The organism is Bradyrhizobium sp. C-145 (genome assembly GCF_023375135.1).
Lineage (GTDB): Bacteria > Pseudomonadota > Alphaproteobacteria > Rhizobiales > Xanthobacteraceae > Bradyrhizobium > Bradyrhizobium zhanjiangense.
The window spans coordinates 96,717-120,921 of record NZ_CP088150.1 but is presented as its reverse complement, the minus strand read 5'-3'; the positions used below and the strand labels follow the sequence as shown (position 1 = coordinate 120,921).

Below are 24,205 nucleotides of genomic sequence, written 5' to 3'. Positions count from 1 at the left end.
GTGGGACGATGGTGGGCACGCTTCGCTTTGCCCACCCTACGGCGTCAACCCTTGTCGCTCTCCAGCCGGAAGATCTGCGAGCCTTCGCTGCCCGAAAGCAGGCCGGTGTCGCTGTAGAGCTTCAGCTTGGTGCGGGTGTCGGCGATGTCGAGATTGCGCATGGTGAGCTGGCCGATGCGGTCGGCCGGCGTGAAGGCGGCGTCCTCGACCTTCTCCATGCTGAGCCGCTCCGGCGCATAGGTGAGGTTGGGGCTCTCGGTGTTGAGGATCGAATAGTCGTTGCCGCGGCGCAGCTCCAGCGTGACCTCGCCGGTGACGGCGCGCGCGACCCAGCGCTGCGCGGTCTCGCGTAGCATCAGGGCCTGCGAGTCGAACCAGCGGCCCTGATACAGCAAACGGCCGAGGCGCATGCCGCTGATGCGGTACTGCTCGATGGTGTCCTCGTTGTGGATGCCGGTGACGAGGCGCTCATAGGCGATGTGCAGCAGCGCCATGCCGGGTGCCTCATAGATGCCGCGGCTCTTCGCCTCAATGATGCGGTTCTCGATCTGATCGCTCATGCCGAGGCCGTGGCGTCCGCCGATCGCATTGGCTTCGAGGAACAGCGCGACGGGATCAGAGAAGGTCTGGCCGTTGAGCGCAACCGGCTGGCCTTCCTCGAAACGCACCACGACCTTCTCGGCCTTGACGGCACAGTCGTCGCGCCAGAACGGCACGCCCATGATCGGGTTGACGATCTTGATGCCGCTGTCGAGGCTCTCGAGATCCTTGGCTTCGTGCGTGGCGCCGAGCAGATTGCTGTCGGTCGAATACGCCTTCTCGGCGCTCATCTTGTAGGCGAAGCCTTGCGCCGTCATGAACGCCGACATCTCGGCGCGGCCGCCGAGCTCGTCGATGAACTGCTGGTCGAGCCAGGGCTTGTAGATCTTCAGGCCGGGATTGGTGAGCAGGCCGTAGCGGTAGAAGCGCTCAATGTCGTTGCCCTTGAAGGTCGAGCCGTCGCCCCAGATGTTGACGCCGTCTTCCTTCATCGCCGCGACCAGCATCGTGCCGGTGACGGCGCGGCCGAGCGGGGTGGTGTTGAAATAGGTGATGCCGCCGGTCGAGATGTGGAAGGCGCCCGACTGGATCGCGGCGATGCCTTCGTGGACGAGCTGCGTGCGGCAATCGACGAGCCGGGCCTTCTCGGCGCCGAATTCCTGCGCCTTGCGCGGGATCTCGTTGTAGTCGGCTTCATCCGGCTGGCCGAGATTGGCAGTGTAGGCGTAGCAGCGCGCGCCCTTCTGCTTCATCCAGAGCAGCGCCGCGCTGGTGTCGAGCCCGCCCGAAAAAGCGATGCCGACTTTCTCTCCCTTGGGCAGGCTTTTCAGGATCGTGGTCATGGCGCTTCCAATCGGGTCACAAGGGGCTGATGACAGGGCGAATTCGACCGCGCGAATATCAAATTTCGCACGCCTCGGCACCCATTTAATGGCTCAAATCGTGGCTCAAATCGACGGCTCGGGACCCGTCTTGCGGCCGAACAGGCGCTGGCGGAGCTGGTAGGCGGGCCAGTTCAGCCGGGTCAGCGCGGCGTCGACCGCCGCGTCGGAAAACCGCGTCCGCGGCCAGCGGTAAATCAGCGCGTAGGCAAACCAGATCACCACGAAACTGACGAGCCCGGCAATCGCCACATCGGTGAAGAAATGTCCGCCGAAGGCCATACGCAGCCCGCTGGTCACAGCGCCGAAGATAACCGCTCCGGCATAGGCGAGCGGCCGCCAGGCCGGCGGGGCGAGCGCGGCAGGCGCCAGCGTCCAGAACGCGGTCGCGCCCTCGCCCGAGAAGAACGAGCAGTTGCGCGCGCAGCCGCCGCGCGGATCCCACCACGGCACGAACTGCTGGTCGCCGGCAAATTCCGTCACCACCACCGGACGCGGACGTCCCCAATAGGTCTTGAAGGTCAGGTTGGTCAGAATGCCGGCCGACATGGTCAGCGTCACCAGCAGAAAAATGATCGCGCGCCCCGACACCATCAGCGGCCGGTCGGGCCGGAGCATCTTGACCACGAGCGCGACGAGCGATGGCAATGCAAAGGCCCAGGCGACCCACATCGCCGCGTCACGCGCGAAGCTGGCCCAGCCGTTCAGCTTGAGCGGGAAGGTCTTGGTCTGGGGATCGAAGAACAGCGAGGCGAGCTTGAGATCGAGCTCGGGATAGAGGCCGAAGACGAGGCCGATCACGAGCCACAGCGCCAGGGCGATGAAGAGTCCAGTCCGGTTCATGGCGCGCGGTTTAGCGGAGTGGGCGCCCTATGGAAAGGCCCGGCGACAAGGTGCCCGCGCTATGTTTCATCGCTTGCTGACCTTGCCGCACGCCATTGACCCATATTCGCGAAGATGGCCATTCGCGGCCATGGGCTGCGCTCGGGCTTGCCACTCCAAGTCAAATGCACTTCAGCAACTCGCCCGTCACCGACGAGAAAAATGGCATCGTCGCGATCATCACGGCGAGCAATTAGCCGCAGGCCGCAATTCCAGAGTGGATGTTCCGGACCAATCTCCTTGCGAAGCTCGTCTTCCCAAGCCTTGCAGACATGCTTGTCGATGATGGCATACCAAGGAGCGGTCCAGACCTCCTCCATATTGATCTCCATAATGCTCTAATTGGATGATCGCGACTGCGACTGCGACGGCAGCGGCGGGGGCGGCCGGCGCGGGGGCGGCGGATCGCGCCAGGCGCCGGCGTTGCGGCCGGCGATCAACCAGTAGACCACGCCGGCGACGATGCCGGCGCCGGTCATGATCTCCAGATGCCGCCGCACGATGCCCTCGAACTGCAACGTGTCGGCATGAAAGGGAACGAGGCCGAGATAGCAGGCGAGCCCGACAAGGCCGCCGCCGACAGCATAAGCGAGCGCGCTGCGGATGTAGAGCGCTTCAGTGATCGCGACGATCACCGCAGCCGGCACCAAGGCAAAGCCCGAGACGAAGATGAAGCCGAAACCGAGCAGGATGTCGATCGTGCCCTGATCGACGGGACCTGCGCCGAGATCAGCGAACTCCGGAAACAGCAGCGCGACGACGACGATCATGCCGCCGACGAAACAGGCGGCGAGGAAGCCGATGAAGATGACGACGAGGCGGCCGATCAGGGACATGACGCCAAAGCCATCGTGACCGTCATTGCGAGCGATGCGAAGCAATCCAGAGATGCGTTCGGGGAGACAGTCTGGATTGCTTCGTCGCTACGCTCCTCGCAATGACGAGGATGCGAGAGCGCGAGCATGATCCGGCTAGTCCGTCATCGCCATGGCGCGCAGCGCCTGGCGTTCCCTGGCCGAGAGCTTTTCCGTCTCCGACTTGAGCTGGCCGCAGGCGGCTAGAATGTCGCGGCCGCGCGGGGTGCGCACCGGCGAGGAATAGCCGGCATTGAAGATGTATTCGGAGAATTTTTCGATCTGATCCCAATCCGAGCACTCATAGGCCGTGCCGGGCCAGGGATTGAACGGGATCAGGTTGATCTTGGCCGGAATGCCCTTGAGGAGCTTCACCAGCAGCTTCGCGTCATCGAGCGAATCATTGACGCCCTTGAGCATCACGTATTCGAAGGTGATGCGGCGCGCGTTCGAGGCACCGGGATAGTCGCGGCAGGCCTGCAGCAGCTCCTTGATCGGATATTTGCGGTTGAGCGGCACGAGCTCGTTGCGCAGCTCGTCGCGCACCGCGTGCAGCGAGATCGCCAGCATCACGCCGATCTCCTCGCCGGCGCGGACGATGTTCGGCACCACGCCCGAGGTCGACAGCGTGATGCGGCGGCGGGAGATGCCGATGCCTTCGTTGTCGCCGACGATGAGCAGCGCATCGCGCACCGCGTCGAAATTGTAAAGCGGCTCGCCCATGCCCATCATCACGATGTTGGTGACGCGGCGCGTGCCGTCCTCGCGATCGGCCCAATCATTCAGGCGATCCCGCGCGACCATCACCTGTCCCACGATCTCGCCGGCGGTGAGGTTGCGCACGAGGCGCTGCGTGCCGGTGTGACAGAAGGCGCAGTTCAGCGTGCAGCCGACCTGCGAGGAGACGCAGAGCGTGCCGCGATCGGTCTCGGGGATGTAGACGCACTCGACTTCATGCGCCTTCTCGACATTGTCGCCGCTCGGCAGCCGCAGCAGCCATTTGCGCGTGCCGTCGTTGGAGATCTGCTCGGCCACGACCTCGGGCCGGTCGACGGTGAAATGCTGCGCGAGCTCGGCGCGAATGCCCTTCGAGATCGAGGTCATCTCGTCAAAGCTCTGGGCGCCGCGAAAATAGAGCCAGTGCCATAGCTGCTGCACGCGCATCTTGCGCTGTGCCGGCGCGACGCCGATCTCGCCGAGACGATCGGCAAGCTCGGTGCGCGACAGACCGATCAGCGACGGTTTTGCCGGCGGCACATAGGTTTCGAGCGGAGTCTTCTCCACCAATGTTGCGTTGTGCGGCTCGGTCATCGGTTGCCTGAGATTGCTGCTGTCTCGTCATGCCCGGGCTTGTCCCGGGCATCCACGTTCTTTCCCGCCCGGAGCCAGCGCGTGGATGGCCGGGACAAGCCCGGCCATGACGGCAGCACCTTTGGGATAACCCCTATATAGCAACCGGAACAGCCGATTGCGACCTTATCGCCCGCAGCTTTACCGCCTGCAGTCCTGGGCGATCTTATCGAGCGCCTGGGCGAGGCCCTTCAGCGAGAAGGTGTCGGTTGTCTCGGTGCCCTTGGCCGAGACGCCCTTGACCACGAGATCGGCGGATTTGCGCATGGCTTCGACCATCCGCTCCTCCTCGGCCGCGTTCTTGATCCAGAGGCCGTCGCCCTGCGTATACATGGCGAAAGCAGCGCCGCCGACCTCGACTGTCGATTCCGAGCCTGGTTTCAGCGCATAGCCGATCATGACCGAGACTTCGTTATTGACCTTCTCGGCCGGCCGGGTCGACACGAACGCATAGGCGGGATCGCGCGGCCGGTTCGGCGGGTTGGTCTTCGACGACGAGGGCTTGGCCAGCGCGAAGCAGACCTTCTTGCCGTTGGGCGTGGCCGAATAGGCGCCCCAGGTGCCGAACTGGCCGATCAGGGTTGGTTCCGCGCCGCCCGCAACCGCCGCGGTCGGGGCGGCCGGTTTGCTCTCTGGCTTTGCAGCCGTCTTTGCGTGGGTGTTGGCGGTCGTACTGGCCGCCGGCGCAGCCGGTTTCGGTGTCGCCTTCGGCGCCGTCTGCGCCCGCGCGAGATCGGCGATCCCGCACGTCATCATGCCGATCATCAAAACGAAAGCTAGCACCCGCCACATGCTGGAGTGGTTCCCTCAATATTGTGACTGGAAGATGGCCCGGCCGCGTTTTGTCCCCGGGCAGGGATAGCCGGGAAAGTCCCAATTTGGGAAGGTAGTTAGCAGGTTGGTCAGCACTAGGCCCTGGATCGCGCGGCGCGCTGAGCGGCCCACTGCGCCTCGCTCCAGCCGAGCAGGTCCTCGGCGCCGGAACTGCGCAAATGCGCGCCGCCGTCGATCACCACCATCTCGCCGTTGATGTAGCCGGCACGGTCCGAGATCAGGAAGCTGGCGAGATCGGCAAGTTCGCCGTGCTCGCCGGTGCGGCCGAGCGGGTTGCGCGCGGTCCAGCCTTCGTCGCGGCCCTCGGGGCGGAGCTGCCCGGAGGCGCCGGCGGTCGGGAACGGTCCGGGCGCGATGGCGACGGTGCGGATGCCCTTAGTCCCCCATTCCACGGCGAGACTTTTGGTCATCGCCAGCACCGCCGACTTCGCCATCGCCGAGGGCACGGTGAAGGCGCGGCCGGTGATGGTCGAGGTCGAGAGGATCGAGAGCACGACGCCGCCATGCTTGCCCTCGATCCAGCGCCTGCCGGCGGCGAGCGTGCAATACATCGCGCCGTGCAGTGTGGGCGCGAGGATCGCGTCCGCCGCGCGAAAGGAGAGATGCTCGCTCTGCGCGATGAAGGTCGCGGCGGCGTTGTTGACGAGGATATCGAGCGGCGCTTCGCGCCAGATGGTGTCCATCATGTTGTCGACGGCGGCACCGTCGCGGATATCGCAGGCGATGGTCGTGACCTTGCCGCCGGTCTCTTCGCGCATCTCACTCGCCGTCGCCTCGAGCCGATCGAGCTTGCGGCCGCAGATCACGAGCTCGGCGCCGAGCGCGAGGAAGCGACGGCCCATCGCAGCGCCGAGGCCCGAGCCGCCGCCAGTGACGAGGATGCGTTTGTCCTTGAGCAGGCTTGTTTCAAACATCGTTTGAATCCTCTTTCCTTCTCGCTCCGTCATTGCGAGCACAGCGAAGCAATCCAGACTATTTCCGCCGCACGGACCCTGGATTGCTTCGCGGCGCTCGCAATGACGTGAGGATAGGTCGGCGCGTCGCTTTGGCAAAGAAACCGGATTGTCGCCCGTGCCTAAATCCGGCAAAACCGGGCCAACCATAATTTCACTCGAAACGCCCAGGTGCCGCCATGAAAGCCATCCTCTGCTCGCAATATTGCCAGCCCGACGATCTCGTTCTGGCCGACGTGCCGGATCCGGTGGCAGGGCCCAGCGAAGCCGTGATCGCGATCAAGGCGGCGGCGTTGAACTTCTTCGACATCCTGATGATCCAGGGCAAGTATCAGATCAAGCCGCCGTTCCCGTTCTCGCCGGCCGCCGAAGTCGCCGGCGTGATCGAGAGCATCGGCGCTGGCGTGACTGACCTGAAGGTTGGCGATCGCGTCGTCGCCTCCTGCGGCCACAACGGCGCACGCGAGAAGATCGCGCTGCCGGTAGCATCGATCGTGAAGATTCCGGACAATCTCGATTATGATCGCGCCGCCGGCATCATCATCATTTACGGCACCGCGCTGCATGCGCTGGAGGATCGCGCGAGCCCGAAGCCGGGCGAGACGCTCGCAGTGCTGGGCGCAGCCGGCGGCACGGGCCTTGCTGCCTGCGAGCTCGGCAAGCTGATGGGCCTGAAGGTGATTGCCTGCGCTTCGTCGGACGAGAAGCTCGAATTCGCCAGGGCGCACGGCGCAGAGCTGACGCTCAATTACGCCAAGGAAGACTTGAAGGAAGGCTTGCGCAAGCTCACCGATGGCAAAGGCGTCGACATCATCTTCGATCCCGTGGGCGGCGCCTATGCCGAGCAGGCGCTGCGCTCGATCGCCTGGGAAGGCCGCTTCCTCGTGATCGGCTTTGCCGCCGGCGACATTCCGAAGATGCCGCTGAACCTCGCACTGCTGAAGGGCTGCGACATCCGCGGCGTGTTCTGGGGTGCCTGGACCCGGCTCAACCCGGCCAAGAACCGCGCCAATCTGGAGAAGCTCGTGAAGTGGACGGCCGAAGGCAAGATCTCATCGCATGTCGACCGCACCTTCCCACTGGCCCAGACCGCGGACGCGTTGAAGGTGCTCGCGGGACGTCAGGCGATGGGAAAGGTGATTTTGCACCCGTGATGACAGTGTCATCACGAGGCTGTTTCGACACACTCAACTGTCATCGCCCGGCTTGACCGGGCGATCAGTACTCCGAGACAATTGCGATTAATCGACAGGCCGCAGCGTACTAGATGCAACGGTCAAAGCCTGGGCATGACAGCTGAGTTGATGGCACTCCGCTCGCACGTCGCCACTTGGTAAGGTCTCCTCAACCACAGCTGGCAAAATTGCGGTGCATTCCGCAACCTCGCCCGAATCAAACCCAAATTTTTCCCGATTCGCCCCAATCGCCGTCGCTTTTTGGACTGATTCAAACTGCGATTTACCGGTTCCAGTTTGCTGGGCGCTCCTGGACAACAACAAAAAAACTGAAACCGGTATGCCCCGCGTCGTGTCAGTCTTGGGGAGCATCACCATGGAGACGACGGCCTTCCGTGCGTCCAGGGAATCGAGGGCAGTCGATTCCGATCAAGCCGCATCACATCCGTCCACCGCATCCTATATCCGTGCGCGCGCCGCACGGCTCGATCTGTCGCCGGACGATCCAATACCACTGTTCCTGTCCGATCCGCTCGGTGCCCCGGACCCGGACGAATATACCCCGCTGGAATTGCGTCCCCGGGTCAGAATTGTCCCGCGTGTTCTTGCGGGCGTTCTGGCAGCCGTTCTCGTCGCATCCACCCTGGCAGTTCTGGCCGCGCTGTTTCAGTCCGACCTTCGCGGCATCTTCGATGCCGGTGGCTCGGTGGGTGCCGCGCTGGAGCAGGTGGTGGCCTCGGCCAACGCGCTGGCCGTACCGCAGAGCCCGCGCAAGGATCCGGCGCACGTGACCGACGCAAGGCTGGCGAGCGCTGACGCGCAGGATCTCCCTGCACCGTCAACGCCGAGCCGCGAAGCGATCGCGACCGCCTATCAGACCGCGCTGCAAGCCCAGACGCCTGCGCCTCTGCCCGCGCCCGTCGCGCCGCCGCCTGCGCCCTCTCAGCCCGCCAAGACGCTCGACGCCGACACCCTGGCCGGGCTGATGACGCGCGCGAAGAGCCTGTTGGGGGTTGGCGACATTTCTGCAGCCCGCCTGCTGCTCGAACGCGCGGCCAATGCACAGGATGCCACGGCGGCGTTCCTGCTGGCTCAAACCTATGACCCGGCCGTGCTGGGCACCAGCGACGCGCGGCGCATCGCCGCCGACGCGACCGCCGCGCGCGAGTGGTACCAGAAGGCCGCGGCACTCGGATCGACGGAGGCGCGGCAGCGCCTTGTCCAGCTTCAGAACTAGTAATTTAATTTTTAGAGGACATCATGCGTAACGCTTTGGGAATGGCGCTTGCCGCCATCATGACGATCTGTGCCTTTGCGGCACGCGCTGACCAGACCGAGTACGATCCGGCCAAGGTCTCGGACGGCCTGAAGGCCATCTTCCAGTTCGGCTCGAGCTCGACCAAGCAGGCGTTGAACGCCAACACGGTGACGCTGATCACCGGCACGATCGGCGGCACCTATGTGCAATTCGGCGCCGACCTCGCTTCCGTGCTCGACGACGGCAACAAGATCCGCGTGCTGCCGATCGTCGGCCGCGGCTCGGTGCAGAGCGTCGCCGACATCTTGTTCCTGCAAGGTGTCGATCTCGGCATCGTGCGCGCCGACACGCTCGACTATCTCGAGCGCAAGGGTTTTGCCAAGGACATCAAGAAGCAGTTCACCTATGTCACGAAGCTCTACAATGAGGAGATGCAGGTGATCGCGCCGAGATCGGTCGCGACACTCAAAGACCTCGAAGGCAAGACGGTGAGCGTGGACCTGCCGAACGGCGGTACCTTCGTCACGGCGCTCACCGTGTTCGAGCGGCTCGGCATCAAAGCGAAATTCGTCTATGTCGAGCAGCGCATCGCGATGGAGAAGCTGAAGGCCGGCGAGATCGACGCCGTCATCGTGGTCGGCGGCAAGCCGTACAAGTCGGTCTCGACCTTCGGCAATGACGGCCGCTTCCATCTCGCAAAGGTCGACTATGCAAAGCCGCTCCAGAGCGACTATCTGCCGGCAACGCTGACCGCCAAGGACTATCCGAACCTGATCAAGGAAGGCGAGAGCGTGGACACCATTGCAGTCCCTGCGGTGCTTGCGGCTTACAATTGGGCACCCAACACCGAGCGCTATCGCAAGCTTGCGTTGTTCGTGGACGCGTTCTTCACGAAATTTCCGTCGCTGCAGAACCCGCCGTTCCATCCCAAGTGGAAGGAGGTCTCGCTCGCGGCGCCGCTGTCGGGCTGGAACAGATTGCCGGTGGCGCAGCAATGGCTCGACAAGCACGGCGTCGAGCCGGTGACGCGCCAGCGCTTCGAAGCGTTCCTGAAGCAGAGCCCGGCGGCCGCGCAGGTATCCGATGCGGACAAGGAAGCGCTGTTCAAGCAATTCCAGGCTTGGGACGCAGCGAACGCGCGGGCGGGGGAAAAGAAGTAGTGGCGCCGTCACTCCTCTCGGTGTCGCCGGAGGATATGGCGGCGGCGCGCTGTCAACAACGCTTACTCCTCCGCCTCTTCCACACCGCGCTTCAGTGCGGCACGGGCAGCCTCGCGGTGCTCGTTCGTGATGTGGCCGGCGACCATGCGGATGGCGGTGGCGAGCACGGCGGCATCATCGGCGAAACCGAGGACCGGCATCACATCAGCGACGAAGTCGAATGGCAGGATGAAATAGGCGATCGCGCCGAGCAGCGAGGCCTGAACATGGCGCGGCGTCTGCCGGTCGAAGGCGCAGTAATAGGCGGCGAGCAGGTCTTCGGCGAACGGCAGTTGCGCGGCGACGCGCTTCAGCTTGCGCCAGAAGCGGCGGCGAACGCCCTCCCGGTCTTGCGCGAGCCGATCGGCGGGCTCAAAGCCGACGCTGTGTTCGGCAGCCATGCTCGAAAACTCCCCGTTCAGGCGGAGCGGCGGATCGCCGCGTTGCCTGCTGATCACAAGATGGGGATGAGCTCGCGGCCTGCAAGACGTCAGCCAAGTGTCAGTCAAGTGTCAGCCAGCTGTCAGCCGGCGATGGCGTTCATCGCCTTGGCCAGCTCGATGTCGCGCGCGGTGACGCCGCCGGCGTCATGGGTCGACAGCACCACCTCCACCGTCTTGTAGACGTTGCGCCATTCGGGATGGTGATCCATCTTCTCCGCGACCAGCGCCGCGCGGGTCATGAAGCCGAAGGCCTGGTTGAAATCCTTGAAGACAAAGGTCTTCCCGATGGCGTCGCGGCCGGAAATCTCGCCCCAGCCCGGTATGCCGCCCAGCGCCTGCTTGCGCGCCTCCGCCGATAGCCGCTCTGCCATGATCGCCTCCGTCATTCAGGGGAACTTTACCCTAACACCGTGCCGGCGGCTCGGTTCATGCGGGATTTCGTCCATCCGCTAACCATGACGGAGATGTAACCCCTCCGGACAAGAAATTTGCTACAATTGCCGGCGTAAATCGCCGGCCAAGATGAAACTGAGCCTCAAGCGCCTGTTTGGGAGATCGATGACCGGGGGATTGAACCTGGCCGAAACGCCCTCTCCGCCTTCGCCGCGATCCGCGGCGCGGAAGACCGCGCTCGTGTCTCTGGCGCTCGTGCTTGCGATCGTCGGTGCGCTCGCCGGCGGTTACTACTTCGCGATGCGGCCGGTGACGCTGAAGATCGCGGTTGGTCCCGCCAACAGCGATGACGTCAAGGTCGTGCAGGCGCTGACTCAGGCTTTCACCCAGAACAAGAGCCAGGTGCGGCTGCGCCCGATCCAGACCGACGGCGCCACCGCCAGCGCCAATGCCCTCGCGGAAGGCAAGGTCGATCTTGCCATCGTGCGCGGCGACCTCGATGTGCCGAAGAACGCACAGGCGGTCGCGACGCTGCGCAAGAACGTCGTGGTGCTGTGGTCCGTCCCGGGCAAGGGCAAGAAGAAGGGCGCCAAGATCACCAAGATCGCACAGCTCGCCGGCCATCGCATCGGCGTCATCGGCCGCACCCAGGCCAATGTCAATCTGCTCAAGGTGATTCTCCAGCAATACGGCGTCGATCCCGCCAAGGTCGAGATCGTGCAATTCCCGGCCAACGAGGTTGCCGAGGCGATCAAGGCGCAGAAAGCCGACATCTACCTCGCGGCCGGTCCCGTCAACAGCAAGATCACGGGGGACGCGATCGCGGCATCGGTCAGGGAGGGCGGCACGCCGACCTTCCTCGCCATCGATTCCGCCGACGCGATCGCGCAGAACCATCCGGTCTACGAATCCTCGGAGATTCCCGCAGGCACTTACGGCGGCTCACCCGATCGTCCGGACGAAGAGGTCAAGACGATCAGCTTCGCGCACCACATCGTGGCGCGCAAAGGTGTGTCCGAAACCACCATCGCGGCATTCACGCGCCAGCTTTTCGCCGTGCGCCAGCAACTGGTGGCGGAATTCCCGCTGGCAGCGAAGATCGAGACACCCGACACCGACAAGGATGCAGTGATCCCCGTGCATCCCGGCGCCGCCGCCTTCGTCGACGGCGAGGAAAAGACCTTTCTCGACAAATACAGCGATTACATCTGGTGGAGCCTGATGGCGCTCTCCGCCATGGGCTCGATCGGCGCCTGGTTTGCGGGCTATCTGAAGAAGGACGAGCGCGACAACAACAGCCATCTGCGCGACCGCGTGCTCGACATGATCGCAGCAGCACGCAAGAGCGAGACCACCGAGGAGCTCGATCAGATGCAAACCGAGGCCGACGAGATTTTGCGCGATACGCTGCGCTGCTTCGATCACGGCGCGGTCGAGGAAGCTGCGCTCACCGCCTTCAACATCGCACTCGACCAGTTCCACGCCGCCGTTGCCGACCGCAAGGCCGTGCTGTTCAGCTTGCCACAGAACCTGCAACGCGCGGGCGCGCAGTTCAGAGCCGCCGGCAACGCGTAGCGCCTGCACGTTATTGCTGCGTCACATTGTCTCAATATAGGTTCACATCATTCAGGGGCGCGCAACGCGCGAGCCCGGAATCCATCGCACCGCATCCGCGACGGGAAATGGATTCCGGACTCGCGCCTGATGGCGCGCTCCGGAATGACGAGTCTTCCCGTGACCCCAGTTCGAAATCATCCTCCATGAACATCAAATTCTCCCGCCGCCGTTTCCTCACCACCAGCGCCGGCGCGCTTGGCGCGGTCGCGATGCCTTACCTGTCGCGCGCGGCCGACCGACCTGCAGTCACCCACGGCGTGCAATCGGGCGACGTCACCGTCGACGGCGGCGTGGTCTGGGCGCGCACCGACCGGCCGGCGCAGATGCTGATCGAGGTGGCGACGACGGAATCGTTCAGGGATGCCCGCGCGCTGCCGCCGATCGCGGCGCTGCCCGAGAGCGACTTCACCGCAAAAATGCTGATCGAGAACCTGCCGGGCGGACAGGACATCTTTTATCGCGTCCGCTTCCGCGATCTCTCGCACAGCGCGGTCGAGGGCGAGCCGGTGACCGGCCGCTTCCGCACCGCGCCGGCCGACCGCCGCGACGTCAGCTTCGTCTGGGGTGGCGATGTCGCCGGCCAGGGCTGGGGCATCAACCCCGACGACGGCGGCATGTTCACCTTCGCCGCGATGCGCAAGCACCGCCCGGATTTCTTCCTGCACTCGGGCGATACGATCTACGCCGATAGTCCGATCCAATCCGAGGTGAAGCTCACCGACGGCAAGATCTGGAAGAACGTCACGATCCCAGAAAAGGCCAAGGTCGCCGAAACGCTGGACGAGTTCCGCGCCGCGCACAAATACAATCTGACCGACGACAATCTCCGTGCCTTCAATGCGGAAGTGCCGATCTTCGTGCAGTGGGACGACCACGAAGTGACCAACAACTGGTCGCTCTCGAAGGAGCTGCCGGCGACCTACAAGGAGCGCAACATCGCGCTGCTCGCCGCGCGCGCGGCTCGCGCCTTCCACGAAATGTATCCGATGCGCGAGAGCATCATTGAGCCGGGCCGGGTCTATCGCCAGATCGCTTACGGTCCGCATCTCGACGTGTTCGTGCTCGACGAGCGCAGCTATCGCGGCCCGAACGGCGCCAATCTCGATACCGCTTACGGACCGGCCAGCTACTTCCTCGGACCCGACCAGATCGCCTGGCTCAAGCGCAGTCTTTTGAATTCGCGTGCGACCTGGAAGGTGATCGCCTCCGACATGCCGATCAGCCTGATCGTATCGGACACACCGAAGGGTGGCTCGGAGGCAGTCGCGCAAGGCGACGGCCCGGTGCGCGGCCGCGAGCTCGAGATCGCGGACATCCTGCGCTTCATCAAGATGGCGCCGATCAGCAACACGGTATGGCTGACCGCGGACGTGCACTACGCCGCCGCGCATTATTACGATCCGAACAAGGCGCAATTCCAGGATTTCGAGCCGTTCTGGGAATTCGTCTCGGGTCCGCTGCATGCGGGCACGTTCGGTCCGAACGCGCTCGACAACACCTTTGGACCCGAGGTCCGCTTCGTCAAGGCACCGGGCAAGGACAACCAGAATCTGCCGCCGTCAGCCGGCATGCAGTTCTTCGGTCACGTTAAGATCGACGGCGCTTCCGGCCAGATGACGGTGACACTGCGCGACCGCGCCGACGTCGCGCTGTGGTCGACCACGCTCGATCCGAAACAGGCCTAATGGCTAGAGCAGGATGAATTTGGTGGAATCGATGTTCACCTCTCCCGTAAGGAGAGGACACAAGAATGCACGGCGCACTATTTTGAACGTGATCGTGCTATGCTCTCCCCTGCATGAGCGGGGCTTTCCTTCACACCGTCTTTGACATCGCGGCGTGGCTGGCGGCGGCAGCTGCCGTCTACTGGCTGTCGCGACGACGCCTGGAATTTCCCGCGCAATCTTTCGCGCTGCCCTATGTCGCCGCCCTGGTGTTCGGTGCGGGCCTCGGTGCTTATTTGTTCGGGTCGGTCAATCTGTGGCTGTCGGGCCAGAGCGGCATTGCGCGCTCGGTCGAGGGTGCGCTCGCCGGCGGCATCGTGGCGATCGAGCTCTACAAATGGTCCGCGGGCATCGCTGTACGAACCGGCGCCCGTTTTGCCTTGCCGCTGGCGCTCGGGATCGCGGTCGGGCGGCTCGGCTGCTACTTCGCAGGCCTCGACGATTTCACTTACGGCACGCCGACGGGGCTGCCCTTCGGGCATGATTTCGGCGATGGCATCCTTCGCCATCCGGTGCAGCTCTACGAGAGCGCCGCCATGGGCGTGTTCGCGCTTCTCTATGCGCTGGCGGTCTTGAACCGAAACGGGTTTGTGGTCACCAATGGTTTCTATCTTGTCCTCGTCTATTATGGAGCACAGCGCTTCCTGTGGGAATTCCTCAAGCCCTATGGCACGCTGATCGGCCCCTTCACGCTGTTTCACCTGCTGTCGCTGTCCATCCTGCTCTACGCCGCCTTCATGCTGGCGACGGCGCCCAAAGCGAGATCCCTGCATGAACGCGCCGTTGCGTAAGTCGCGTCCCTATATCTTCTGGGGCCAGACCCAGTCTCTCTGCGAGACCTGCCTGGAGCTGGTGCCGACCAAGATCCAGATTCTCGGCAACGAGGTCTGGTACGAAAAACGCTGCAAGCAACATGGCGTCCAATCGACGCTGGTGTCGACGGACGCTGCCTATTGGCGTCTGTGCAAGGATTTCATCAAGCCCGGCGATCGGCCGCTGCAATTCCAGCAGCGCACGGAATTCGGCTGCCCCTATGATTGCGGCCTGTGCGCCGACCACGAGCAGCATTCCTGCCTGGCGCTGATCGAGATCACAGAGCACTGCAATCTCACCTGCCCGGTCTGCTTCGCCGACTCCTCGCCCGCGCGGACGAAATTCACGCCGCTCGCAAAGGTCGAGAGGATGCTGGACGCGCTGGTCGCCAGCGAAGGCGAACCCGACCTGGTGCAGATCTCCGGCGGCGAGCCGACGCTGCACCCGGATTTCTTCGAGATCCTGGAGGCCGTCCGCGCCCGCCCGATCCGCCACGTCATGATCAACACCAACGGCCTGCGCATCGCCCGCGAGAAGGATTTCGTGGCGCGGCTCGCCGAGAGCAAGCGCGGGCTGGAGGTCTATCTCCAGTTCGATTCACTGCAGCGCGATGCGCTGATCAATCTGCGCGGCGCGGACCTGCGAAAAATCCGCCAACAGGCGCTGGAGAATCTCGAGCATTACGGCATCTCGACCACGCTGGTCGCGACCATCAAGCGTAGCGTCAACGATGCCGAGATCGGCGACATCGTTCGTCACGCGCTCACCTGGACATGCGTGCGCGGCGTCACGCTGCAACCGGTGCAGGACGCTGGCCGCAATGAGGATTTCGACAAGAATACCGATCGCATCATGCTGTCGGATATCCGCAAGCGCGTGATTGCGACCGGCGTGTTCGGCGACAAGGACATGATCCCACTGCCCTGCAACCCTGAGAGCATCTCGATCGGCTATGGCCTGCGCAACGGCGAGAAGGTGCTGCCGCTGACCTCGCTGTTACAGCAGGAGCAGCTCGTCGCCGTGATGCCGAACACGATCAGCCCGGAGAAATATCCGGTGCTGCGGGAGAAATTCGTCGATCTGTTCTCGCTGTCCTCGGGGCCGCTGAACACCAGCGAGCGGGTCTGCGAACTCTTGTGCTGCCTGCCGAGCTTCGAGGTGCCGCAAGGCCTCACCTACGAGAACGTCTTCCGCGTCACCATCGTGCAGTTTCTCGATCGCTTCAATTTCTGCGTCGGCAACGTCAAGCGCAGCTGCATCCATTTCGTGACGGAGCAGGGGGCGATCATTCCGTTCGACACCTACAATCTGTTCTACCGCAACGGCGCAATCGGTCGTATCCGCGCCGGGCTCGAAGGGCAGACTTATCGCGAGGCAAGGCAGGGCGAGGAGGCATCACGATGAGCGATACGCCACCACCGGTTCTGCCGCCCGTCCCGACGCCCGTTGAGCCACGCAGCGGCTGCCTCACCGCGTTCATGGTGATTTCAGGGGTGATCCTGCTGCTTCCGGGTCTCTGCGCCTTGCTCTTCGGCGGAGCTTCAGTGATCGACGGGGGCAAGATCGACTCGGACATCGCGCCGCTGGTCTTCCTGGGACTGGTCGTCGGCATCGGAGGCGTCGTCCTGATCTGGGCGGCCATCAGGGGGCGAAAGGCCCCCCCCCACCCCCGGGCCCAGCCCTAACCCCGGAGATTCCCGGACAAAATTCAGTCAACCAACGGCCAAAGAACACATTGTTTTTTGGCGTTTTTTGCATATATTGCGCCGCAACGCGTAGGGCGCCCGGTCTGATATGGCCGGGCTTCCTTTTTGGGCGGCGAGCGCCCGTTTCCAGTCTTCCAGCGTTGTTTCGAGAAGAGGTCCCGGTCCGACCGGCGAGATCGCGCTTAACCCATTGTTCGAACGCAAAGAAGCTCACTCATGAACCTCCGCAACGTCGCCATCATCGCCCACGTCGACCACGGCAAGACGACCCTGGTCGACCGCCTCCTGCAGCAGTCCGGCACGTTCCGCGAGAACCAGAAGGTGACCGAACGCGCCATGGACTCCAACGATCTGGAGCGCGAGCGCGGCATCACCATCCTGGCCAAGGCGGCCTCGGTGCAGTGGAAGGACACCCGCGTCAACATCGTCGACACCCCCGGCCACGCCGATTTCGGCGGTGAGGTCGAACGCATCCTGAACATGGTGGACGGCGCGCTGGTGCTGGTGGACGCCGCCGAAGGCCCGCTGCCGCAGACCAAGTTCGTGGTCTCCAAGGCGCTCAAGGTCGGCCTGAAGCCGATCGTCGTCATCAACAAGGTCGACCGTCCCGACGCGCGCCCGACCGAGGTCATCAACGAGGTGTTCGACCTGTTCGCGGCGCTCGATGCCAGCGAGGAGCAGCTCGACTTCCCGATCCTCTACGGCTCGGCCAAGCAGGGCTGGATGGCCGAGAGCCCCGAGGGTCCGAAGGACAAGGGCATGGAGCCGCTGTTCGACCTGATACTGCGCCACGTCGCGCCGCCGAAGGTCGAGGAAGGTCCGTTCAAGATGATCGGCACCATCCTGGAGGCCAACCCCTATCTCGGCCGCATCATCACCGGCCGCATTTCTTCCGGCGTGCTGAAGCCGAACCAGCAGGTCAAGGTGCTCAACGCCGACGGCAAGCTGGTCGAATCCGGGCGCATCACCAAGATCCTGGCGTTCCGCGGCCTGGAGCGCACGCCGCTCGATGAAGCCGAAGCCGGCGACATCGTCGCGATTGCGGGTCTGACCAAGGGCACCGTTGCCGACACCTTCTGCGATCCGACCGTGGAAGTGCCGCTGCCGGCGCAGCCGATCGATCCGCCGACCGTGTCGATGTCCTTCATCGTCAACAACTCTCCGCTCGCCGGCACCGAAGGCGACAAGGTGACGAGCCGCATGATCCGCGACCGTCTCTTGCGCGAAGCCGAGGGCAATGTCGCGCTGCGCGTCGTCGAATCCGCCGACAAGGACGCCATGGAAGTGTCGGGCCGCGGCGAATTGCAGCTTGCGATCCTGATCGAGACCATGCGCCGCGAGGGCTTTGAGCTCTCGGTGTCGCGCCCGCGCGTCGTGTTCCAGAAGGACGAAGCCACCGGCGCCACCATGGAGCCGATCGAGGAGGTCGTGATCGACGTCGATGAGGAGCATTCCGGCGTCGTCGTGCAGAAGATGAGCGAGCGCAAGGCCGAGCTGATCGAGATGAAGCCGTCCGGCGGCAACCGCCAGCGCCTGGTGTTCTACGCGCCGACCCGCGGCCTGATCGGCTATCAGGGTGAGCTGCTCACCGACACCCGCGGTACCGCGATCATGAACCGCCTGTTCCACGGCTATGCCCCGTACAAGGGCGAGATCCAGGGCCGCCGCAATGGTGTCCTGATCTCCAACGATCAGGGCGATGCCGTGGCCTACGCCATGTTCAAGCTGGAAGACCGCGGCCCGATGATGATCGAGCCGGGCTGGAAGGTCTATCGCGGCATGATCGTCGGCGAGCACACCCGCGACAACGATCTCGAGATCAACGTGCTCAAGGGCAAGCAGCTCACCAACATCCGCACGACATCCAAGGACGAAGCCGTGCGCCTGACCCCGCCGATCCGCATGACCCTGGAAAAGGCGCTCGCCTATATCGAGGACGACGAGCTCGTCGAGGTCACGCCGAAATCGATCCGCCTGCGCAAGAAGCACCTCGACCCGAACGAGCGCAAGCGCGCGGAGAAGGCCAAGGAAGCGGTGGCGTAAGGCCGCCGGTCTCCGCAGTGCCGTAGGGTGGGCAAAGCGAAGCGTGCCCACCACTTGAAATCGCGGTCGACAATGGTGGGCACGGCGCAAGAGCGCCTTTGCCCACCCTACGAAACTATCTCTAGAATGCTGAATCACCCGCTCCAGTACGCAATTGCGCAACAAGGCGGGTGATGACGGCCATGCTTGCGGCGGCTTCAGCACACCCGGCGAACGTGCTAGAGCCCGCGCATGACCTCCCTCTCCTCCTCCGTCGACGTCGCGATCATCGGCGCCGGTGCCGCCGGCCTCGGCGCCGCGCACGCACTGGCGGGCTCCGGCCTCTCCGTGATCGTGCTGGAGGCGCGTAACCGGCTCGGCGGCCGCGCCTGGACGGTGCAGGCCGCGCCCGAGGTCATCTTCGACGTCGGCTGCGGCTGGCTGCACTCGGCCGATAAGAACTCGTTCGCTCCAATCGCGAAACAGCTCGGTTTCGAGCTCAACACCGCCCTGCCGCCCTGGCGCGAGCGCGCCTTCGGCAACACCTTTCCGCAAACCGAGCGCGACGATTTCATGCGCGCGATGGAGGCGTTCTACGAGCGCCTCTGGCAGGCCGCGCAAAAGAGCAAGGACGAACCCGCGAGCCTGAGCCTCGAGCCGGGCAACCGTTGGAATCCGATGATCGACGCGGTCTCGACCTACGTCAATGGCTGCGAATTGGAGGACATGTCGACGCTGGACTGGGACGCCTATGAGGACAGTGACCTCAACTGGCGCGTCCGCCGCGGCTATGGCGCGCTGATCGCCGCCTATGGCGCGCCGGTCACGGTTGCCCTGAGCTGCAACGTTACATTGGTCGATCATTCCGGTCAGCGCATCCGGCTCGAAACATCGCGGGGCACGCTGACCGCGGACAAGGTGATCGTCACCGTCCCGACCAATCTGATCGCCGACGAGACGATCCGTTTTTCACCACCGTTGCCGGCCAAGATCGATGCAGCCGCCGGCCTGCCGCTCGGCGTCGACGACAAGGTGACGCTGGCGCTCGATGGCGCCGAAGCCTTCCCGACCGAAGGTAATCTGCGCGGCGCCACCATGCGCACCGAGATGGGCACCTACCACATCCGCCCGTTCGGCCAGCCTTGCATTGAAGGCTTTTTCGGCGGCAGCTTTGCGCGCGAGCTGGAAGACGCGGGCGAAGGCGCCATTGCCGCGCAGAGCATCGACGAGATCGCGGGCCTTCTCGGCAACGACATCAGGCGCAAGCTGAGGCCGCTGTATGAATCGCGCTGGGCGCGCGATCCCTTCGCCAGAGGCGCCTATTCGCATGCGCTGCCGGGGCACGCCGGGGATCGTGCTGTGCTGGCTGCGCCGGTGGAAGGGCGACTGTTCTTCGCGGGAGAAGCGACGTCGCCGAATTTCTTCACGACGGCGCATGGGGCGCGGGACAGCGGGGAACGTGCGGCTAACGAGGCGCTCGCGGCCCTTCGCAAGCCCTAGCTACGACCTCCGTCATTGCGAGCGCAGCGAAGCAATCCAGACTGCCGCCGCGGCAAAATCCTGGATTGCTTCGCTACGCTCGCAATGACGCGTCACTCGATCACCCGCGTCCGCAAATCGGCATCGGGCACGAAGCAGGTGTCATACTTGCCGAAGATGCGATAGCGGTTGCGTGCGACGAGGCTGTAGACGGGGTCTCTTAAGAGTCTCGGCACGGCGAACAACGCGCGCACCCAGCCCCAGCCGGGGAGCAACGACAACACGGTCAGCGCGGCGTCCGACTTCATGAACACCTCGCCGCCATGGACTAGGGCGTTGGTATCGGGATCATCGGGGTCGATACCAAACGTTCGCGCGAGCCGGGTCCCGTAGTCCGACTGGATCGGCGTGAAGCGAAACCGCTTCGCCGTATCGCGGGTCGCCACGAAGCGAACCCAGCGCGAGCAGAAGATGCAGACGCCGTCATACAGGATCACGTTGTCGTCGGGCCATTTGCTCATCAGCGATTATCCAGCGTCAAGAGAGCCACAAGCATCAGCACGATCGCCGGCCCGGTCTTCACCAGTGCGCCGAGCGGCTCTATCCAAAGATCGGGCGTGAGGATGGCTGCACCCACCATGTAGCCCAGCGAGGCGACGATGCCTGCAACGAGCCCGATCGCCGCGGTGCGGCGGAAGGCGATCAGCACGCCGATGCTCATATCCATCAGGCTGGTGCCGATGGTGATGGGATCGACCAGCGCAGGCGAGAAGTTATGCGCGGTCAGGATGCCGGCGGCGGCACGATAGGACACAAACAGTGCGATGAAGCCCGAGACGAGCCAGAATGCGACCAGGCTTGCGAAGATCAGCGCCTTGGCCAGGAACAGCCGCGCGAACCATTTGTCCTGGATACTTGCCGGATGGCGACCGATCGTCTCAGCCAATGTCTTCGGCGCGATGCCCGTGGCTGCGATCCACGCCGAGGGATCGCCGGTCACGCCATGGCGCAGCTCGGCGATGGCCGTGGAACGCAGCGGTGGCATCCAGCCAAGATGATTGGCAAAATCGCCGATTTTGGCGCCGAGATCGAGCAGGAAGGCCGGCATCACGAGACGCCGCCAGGTGGCCGTGCCGAACGCGTGGCGAAACTGCTTGATGACTCCGGCCATCGTGATCGGCTCGGCCTGCATCAGGTCCCAGCTCACGGCTTTCAAGGAGGCGTCGTCGATGTCCCGCGCGGCGAGCCAGGCGATGGTGGCGGCGATGTCCTCGACCGCGACGGGCTGGAAGAGCGTCGCCATTTCCTTGTCCGGCAGGTCGAGCGGAAAAGCGGCCAGCGCACGCAGCATGGCGCTGCCGCCATAGGCTGACGGCGCAACCACGAAGCCCGGCCGCAGGATGGCATGGGGAATGCCGGACGCCGCGATCAAACGTTCGGCGTCGCGTTTGGTCGTTGCGAAGGCGGTCCGATCCGCCTCCACCATCCCGGGGATCGAGATGTGCACCAGACGGATCGCACGGCCGCTATCGCCAATTGCCTGAAGCAGGCGCGCGACGAAATCACGATGCACGGCATTTGTGTCACTGCCGGGCCCGTCCTGGAGCACGCCGAGGCAGTTCACGACGACATCGACGGCATGCTCGCTGAGCACTCGCGCCAGTGCAGCCGCATCCAGGATGAGGATCGGCAGCTCGATGTCCAGCGCGCTCATCTGCTGCGCCGGCGACAGCCTACGTGCCACGCCGACAACGCGAAAGCCACGCGCACGCAGATCGTCGGTGACGAAGCGGCCGATCAGGCCGGAGGCGCTGAACAGCAAGATGGTTCGCTTACTCATTGCGCCCCTCAAAACGGTTTTGCGATCATCAGCCAGAGGATCAGCATCGTCGCGCCGAAGCCGGGGAAGCCGAATATGAACCAGCGGCGGAACAGAACGAAATAGCGCTCCGGAAGCGCGTTGCACTGTTCGGCCGCCTTGCGCGCGAGGTCGCGCATCTCGATCTGCATGAAGACGACGGGGACCCAGAACAGGCCTGCGACGGCATACAGCCCGAGCGAGGCCAGCAGCCAGCGCTCGGTGAGCGACGTCGCCGAGAGCATCATCAGCAGGCCACCCGTGACCGGCTGCAGGATCACGGCCGACAGCGTGAAGATCGCATCCGCGATCACGACCACAGCGGCAGTGCGCGCAATGAACTCCGCGTCGTTCGTGCGATGCGCCATCAGCATGAAGAAGGCGATGCCGGTTCCGGTGCCGAGGATGACGATCGCGCCGAGCACATGCAGGAATTTGACCAGGAAATACAGCGTCATGGCTTCTTGGTCGCCATTGGCTTGGGCTGGTTCAGCACACGCGCGAGATCACCGCTTGCGGCTTTGACGCCGGCCTCGGTTTCGATCATCCAATGACCCTCGCTGCCGACGGCCGGCAGGGTGTGGAAGTCGGCTTTGCCGCCAGCGCCGCGAAATGTCTCGACCAGCTTTTGCGAAAACGCCGGCGCGAAGTAACTGTCATTGGCCGCAACGAGCCATGTGACGGGAATGCGCGCGGCCTTGCCGAATTCGGCTGCGGCCGCAAGCAGCGCGTGCGGCGCGCAGATCCTGTTCGGCTCATCATTGGCATGGCCGCCGCGCCCCGGTGCGAAGGCAATGATGGCGGAGACCGCCTTCGGATCGGCGTTGGCGAGCGCCAGCGCGCCCCAGCCGCCGGCGGAATGGCCGAGCACGATCGCGGCGTCTTTGCGGATAAATTCCTGCTTTCGCAAATAGTCCAGCGCGACCGAGATTTGGTCGGCCGTTGCGCGGGCCGATCGCGCGTAGTCCGCCTCGTCGCAGCCGCCCTGGTCCTCGACATAGCGGCCACCGGTGGCGCCATGGCCGAGCCGTTCCGGCACCAGCACGGCAAAGCCGCGCGCGACGAGATACGCCGTGAGCGCGCGATATTCCGGCCGCGGCATTTGCGCGCGACGGAAGCCATTCTGCGTCGAGGCGTGGGCGATGACCGCGAGCCGGAACGGGCCGGCACCGAGGGGGCGAAACAGCAGCGCATGCGCGGCCATGCCGGTCTCCGGCGATGGCACGCGCCACTCTTGCCGGCGAAACGGTTCGCCCACCTCTCCCAATGGGCCAAACGTGACCTGAGCGCACAGAGGCGACGCAGCCAGCACGGCCAGCAAAGACAGCAAAGACAGAAGCGCGGGAGTGACGAGGAGCCGCATGAATTGTCAGGGGAGGCGGACACGAACAGCAATGGCCACACTAATAGGAACGAATCACTCCGGGCAGACTTTCTGCGCTGCCATTGCCATTCATTCGTTGCCGCAACGAGTTTTGCACCAACACATGGCAGGCCACTGCCATTCAGAACGCCGGCTTGTCCTCTTTCGGGACAACAAGGCCGAAATACTGATGCAGAAAGTCCACACGTTAACCGATAATTAACGATAGGTCTTGCCGCCGGCGCGGCGACTTGATTTGATCGCGTCCATGAGCACAACCCTGATCGAGGTCCGGCCGGCCAAAGCCGCAGATGCAACTGCGGTGGCGTCGACCCATGACGAAGCTTGGCGCTCGGCCTATCAGGGCATCATCCCCGGCGCGGAGCTGGAAAAGCTGATCAACCGCCGCGGTCCACAGTGGTGGGACAGTGCAATCCGCAAGGGCAGCCGCGTCAGCGTGCTCGTGTTCGGCGACAAGATCGCGGGCTACGCCAATTACGGCCGCAACCGCGCCCGCAGCCTGCATTTCGACGGCGAGATCTACGAGCTCTATCTGCGCCCGGAATTCCAGGGCCTCGGTTTCGGCCGCCGTCTGTTCGCCGCCGCCCGCCGCGACCTGATGCAGAGCGGCCTGAAGAGCATGCTGGTGTGGGCGCTCTCGGACAACGATCCGGCCACCGAGTTCTACCGTGCCCTGGGCGGCCGGATGGTGGCGCGCTCCTCGGAGCGGTTCGGGCCGAAGTCGCTCGACAAGGTTGCCTTCGCTTGGACCAATTGAGCTGCTGAAACCTGAATCGGCAGCGTTTTCCATCCGTCGATACCGCCCGCCTTTTGCGCCGGTGATCGCCGGATTCATTATTT

24 protein-coding genes are annotated in these 24,205 nt (G+C 64.1%); 11 read left to right on the top strand and 13 right to left on the bottom strand.

The window, feature by feature from the left end; genetic code table 11:
* Nucleotides 1-44 precede the first annotated feature (44 nt).
* The 7 genes from argG to LRP30_RS00540 form a co-directional block, all read right to left on the bottom strand.
* A complete protein-coding gene (gene argG, locus LRP30_RS00570; RefSeq protein WP_091882904.1) occupies nt 45-1,382 on the bottom strand; it encodes an argininosuccinate synthase in 1,338 nt (445 codons plus the stop codon).
* A 105-nt stretch (nt 1,383-1,487) separates the two neighbouring features.
* Entirely contained in the window at nt 1,488-2,264 is a 777-nt protein-coding gene (locus LRP30_RS00565; RefSeq protein ID WP_249759018.1) for a phosphatase PAP2 family protein, read from the bottom strand.
* 59 nt (nt 2,265-2,323) lie between these two features.
* Nucleotides 2,324-2,623 (bottom strand): hypothetical protein, encoded by a 300-nt coding sequence (locus LRP30_RS00560; protein WP_249759017.1) that lies wholly within the window; start codon nt 2,621-2,623, stop codon nt 2,324-2,326.
* Nucleotides 2,624-2,641: 18 nt separating this feature from the next.
* On the bottom strand, nt 2,642-3,139 hold the full coding sequence (locus LRP30_RS00555) for a hypothetical protein (RefSeq protein ID WP_249761974.1): 498 nt from the start codon (nt 3,137-3,139) through the stop codon (nt 2,642-2,644).
* A 135-nt stretch (nt 3,140-3,274) separates the two neighbouring features.
* Nucleotides 3,275-4,468, bottom strand: a complete 1,194-nt coding sequence (gene rlmN / locus LRP30_RS00550) for a 23S rRNA (adenine(2503)-C(2))-methyltransferase RlmN (RefSeq protein ID WP_128944628.1) — start codon at nt 4,466-4,468, stop codon at nt 3,275-3,277.
* A 180-nt stretch (nt 4,469-4,648) separates the two neighbouring features.
* Entirely contained in the window at nt 4,649-5,299 is a 651-nt protein-coding gene (locus LRP30_RS00545; protein ID WP_249759016.1) for an invasion associated locus B family protein, read from the bottom strand.
* A gap of 116 nt (nt 5,300-5,415) precedes the next feature.
* Nucleotides 5,416-6,255 carry an SDR family oxidoreductase gene (locus LRP30_RS00540; RefSeq protein ID WP_249759015.1) on the bottom strand — a complete coding sequence of 280 codons (840 nt, stop codon included), beginning with the start codon at nt 6,253-6,255 and terminating at the stop codon, nt 5,416-5,418.
* 218 nt (nt 6,256-6,473) lie between these two features.
* On the opposite strand from LRP30_RS00540, the gene LRP30_RS00535 reads away from it, so the two are divergent.
* The 3 genes from LRP30_RS00535 to LRP30_RS00525 all read left to right on the top strand — a co-directional run bounded on the left by LRP30_RS00535 (nt 6,474) and on the right by LRP30_RS00525 (nt 9,887).
* Complete coding sequence (locus tag LRP30_RS00535) at nt 6,474-7,448, top strand: NADPH:quinone oxidoreductase family protein (RefSeq protein ID WP_249759014.1); 975 nt, start codon at nt 6,474-6,476, stop codon at nt 7,446-7,448.
* Between the two features lie 397 nt (nt 7,449-7,845).
* Entirely contained in the window at nt 7,846-8,706 is an 861-nt protein-coding gene (locus tag LRP30_RS00530; protein ID WP_249759013.1) for a hypothetical protein, read from the top strand.
* A gap of 23 nt (nt 8,707-8,729) precedes the next feature.
* Entirely contained in the window at nt 8,730-9,887 is a 1,158-nt protein-coding gene (locus tag LRP30_RS00525; protein ID WP_128942167.1) for a TAXI family TRAP transporter solute-binding subunit, read from the top strand.
* 62 nt (nt 9,888-9,949) lie between these two features.
* On the opposite strand, the gene LRP30_RS00520 is transcribed toward LRP30_RS00525, so the two are convergent.
* Complete coding sequence (locus LRP30_RS00520) at nt 9,950-10,327, bottom strand: YkvA family protein (protein WP_164940047.1); 378 nt, start codon at nt 10,325-10,327, stop codon at nt 9,950-9,952.
* A 122-nt stretch (nt 10,328-10,449) separates the two neighbouring features.
* Nucleotides 10,450-10,740: a 4a-hydroxytetrahydrobiopterin dehydratase gene (locus LRP30_RS00515; RefSeq protein WP_128930588.1), complete on the bottom strand. Its 291-nt coding sequence runs from the start codon at nt 10,738-10,740 to the stop codon at nt 10,450-10,452.
* Nucleotides 10,741-10,891: 151 nt separating this feature from the next.
* Here LRP30_RS00515 and LRP30_RS00510 point away from each other — a divergent pair, with 151 nt between their 5' ends.
* The 7 genes from LRP30_RS00510 to LRP30_RS00480 all read left to right on the top strand — a co-directional run bounded on the left by LRP30_RS00510 (nt 10,892) and on the right by LRP30_RS00480 (nt 20,144).
* Nucleotides 10,892-12,337: a TAXI family TRAP transporter solute-binding subunit gene (locus LRP30_RS00510; RefSeq protein ID WP_249759012.1), complete on the top strand. Its 1,446-nt coding sequence runs from the start codon at nt 10,892-10,894 to the stop codon at nt 12,335-12,337.
* Between the two features lie 185 nt (nt 12,338-12,522).
* Nucleotides 12,523-14,064, top strand: coding sequence for an alkaline phosphatase D family protein (locus LRP30_RS00505; protein WP_249759011.1), 1,542 nt, complete (start codon nt 12,523-12,525; stop codon nt 14,062-14,064).
* 113 nt (nt 14,065-14,177) lie between these two features.
* Nucleotides 14,178-14,894 (top strand): prolipoprotein diacylglyceryl transferase family protein, encoded by a 717-nt coding sequence (locus LRP30_RS00500; protein WP_128944621.1) that lies wholly within the window; start codon nt 14,178-14,180, stop codon nt 14,892-14,894.
* Nucleotides 14,875-16,320: a radical SAM protein gene (locus LRP30_RS00495; protein ID WP_249759010.1), complete on the top strand. Its 1,446-nt coding sequence runs from the start codon at nt 14,875-14,877 to the stop codon at nt 16,318-16,320. Before LRP30_RS00500 ends, LRP30_RS00495 begins: the two co-directional genes overlap by 20 nt.
* On the top strand, nt 16,317-16,601 hold the full coding sequence (locus LRP30_RS00490) for a hypothetical protein (protein WP_249759009.1): 285 nt from the start codon (nt 16,317-16,319) through the stop codon (nt 16,599-16,601). The genes LRP30_RS00495 and LRP30_RS00490 overlap by 4 nt, the downstream gene beginning before the upstream one ends.
* Nucleotides 16,602-16,838: 237 nt before the next feature.
* Complete coding sequence (typA, locus tag LRP30_RS00485) at nt 16,839-18,665, top strand: translational GTPase TypA (protein WP_128930582.1); 1,827 nt, start codon at nt 16,839-16,841, stop codon at nt 18,663-18,665.
* Between the two features lie 231 nt (nt 18,666-18,896).
* On the top strand, nt 18,897-20,144 hold the full coding sequence (locus LRP30_RS00480; protein WP_249759008.1) for an NAD(P)/FAD-dependent oxidoreductase: 1,248 nt from the start codon (nt 18,897-18,899) through the stop codon (nt 20,142-20,144).
* A 92-nt stretch (nt 20,145-20,236) separates the two neighbouring features.
* On the opposite strand, the gene LRP30_RS00475 is transcribed toward LRP30_RS00480, so the two are convergent.
* From LRP30_RS00475 to LRP30_RS00460, 4 genes are read right to left on the bottom strand one after another with little or no spacing between them, the layout of a single operon-like run.
* The gene (locus tag LRP30_RS00475; protein ID WP_249759007.1) at nt 20,237-20,644 is read right to left on the bottom strand and encodes a thiol-disulfide oxidoreductase DCC family protein; all 408 of its coding nucleotides are present in this window, start codon (nt 20,642-20,644) and stop codon (nt 20,237-20,239) included.
* Nucleotides 20,644-21,963, bottom strand: a complete 1,320-nt coding sequence (locus LRP30_RS00470) for an SDR family oxidoreductase (protein ID WP_249759006.1) — start codon at nt 21,961-21,963, stop codon at nt 20,644-20,646. Before LRP30_RS00470 ends, LRP30_RS00475 begins: the two co-directional genes overlap by 1 nt.
* Nucleotides 21,964-21,971: 8 nt before the next feature.
* Nucleotides 21,972-22,439, bottom strand: coding sequence for a DUF2269 domain-containing protein (locus tag LRP30_RS00465; protein ID WP_249759005.1), 468 nt, complete (start codon nt 22,437-22,439; stop codon nt 21,972-21,974).
* Nucleotides 22,436-23,344 (bottom strand): alpha/beta fold hydrolase, encoded by a 909-nt coding sequence (locus LRP30_RS00460; protein ID WP_249759004.1) that lies wholly within the window; start codon nt 23,342-23,344, stop codon nt 22,436-22,438. Before LRP30_RS00460 ends, LRP30_RS00465 begins: the two co-directional genes overlap by 4 nt.
* A 268-nt stretch (nt 23,345-23,612) precedes the next feature.
* On the opposite strand from LRP30_RS00460, the gene LRP30_RS00455 reads away from it, so the two are divergent.
* Nucleotides 23,613-24,122, top strand: coding sequence for a GNAT family N-acetyltransferase (locus tag LRP30_RS00455; RefSeq protein ID WP_249759003.1), 510 nt, complete (start codon nt 23,613-23,615; stop codon nt 24,120-24,122).
* Nucleotides 24,123-24,205 lie beyond the last annotated feature (83 nt).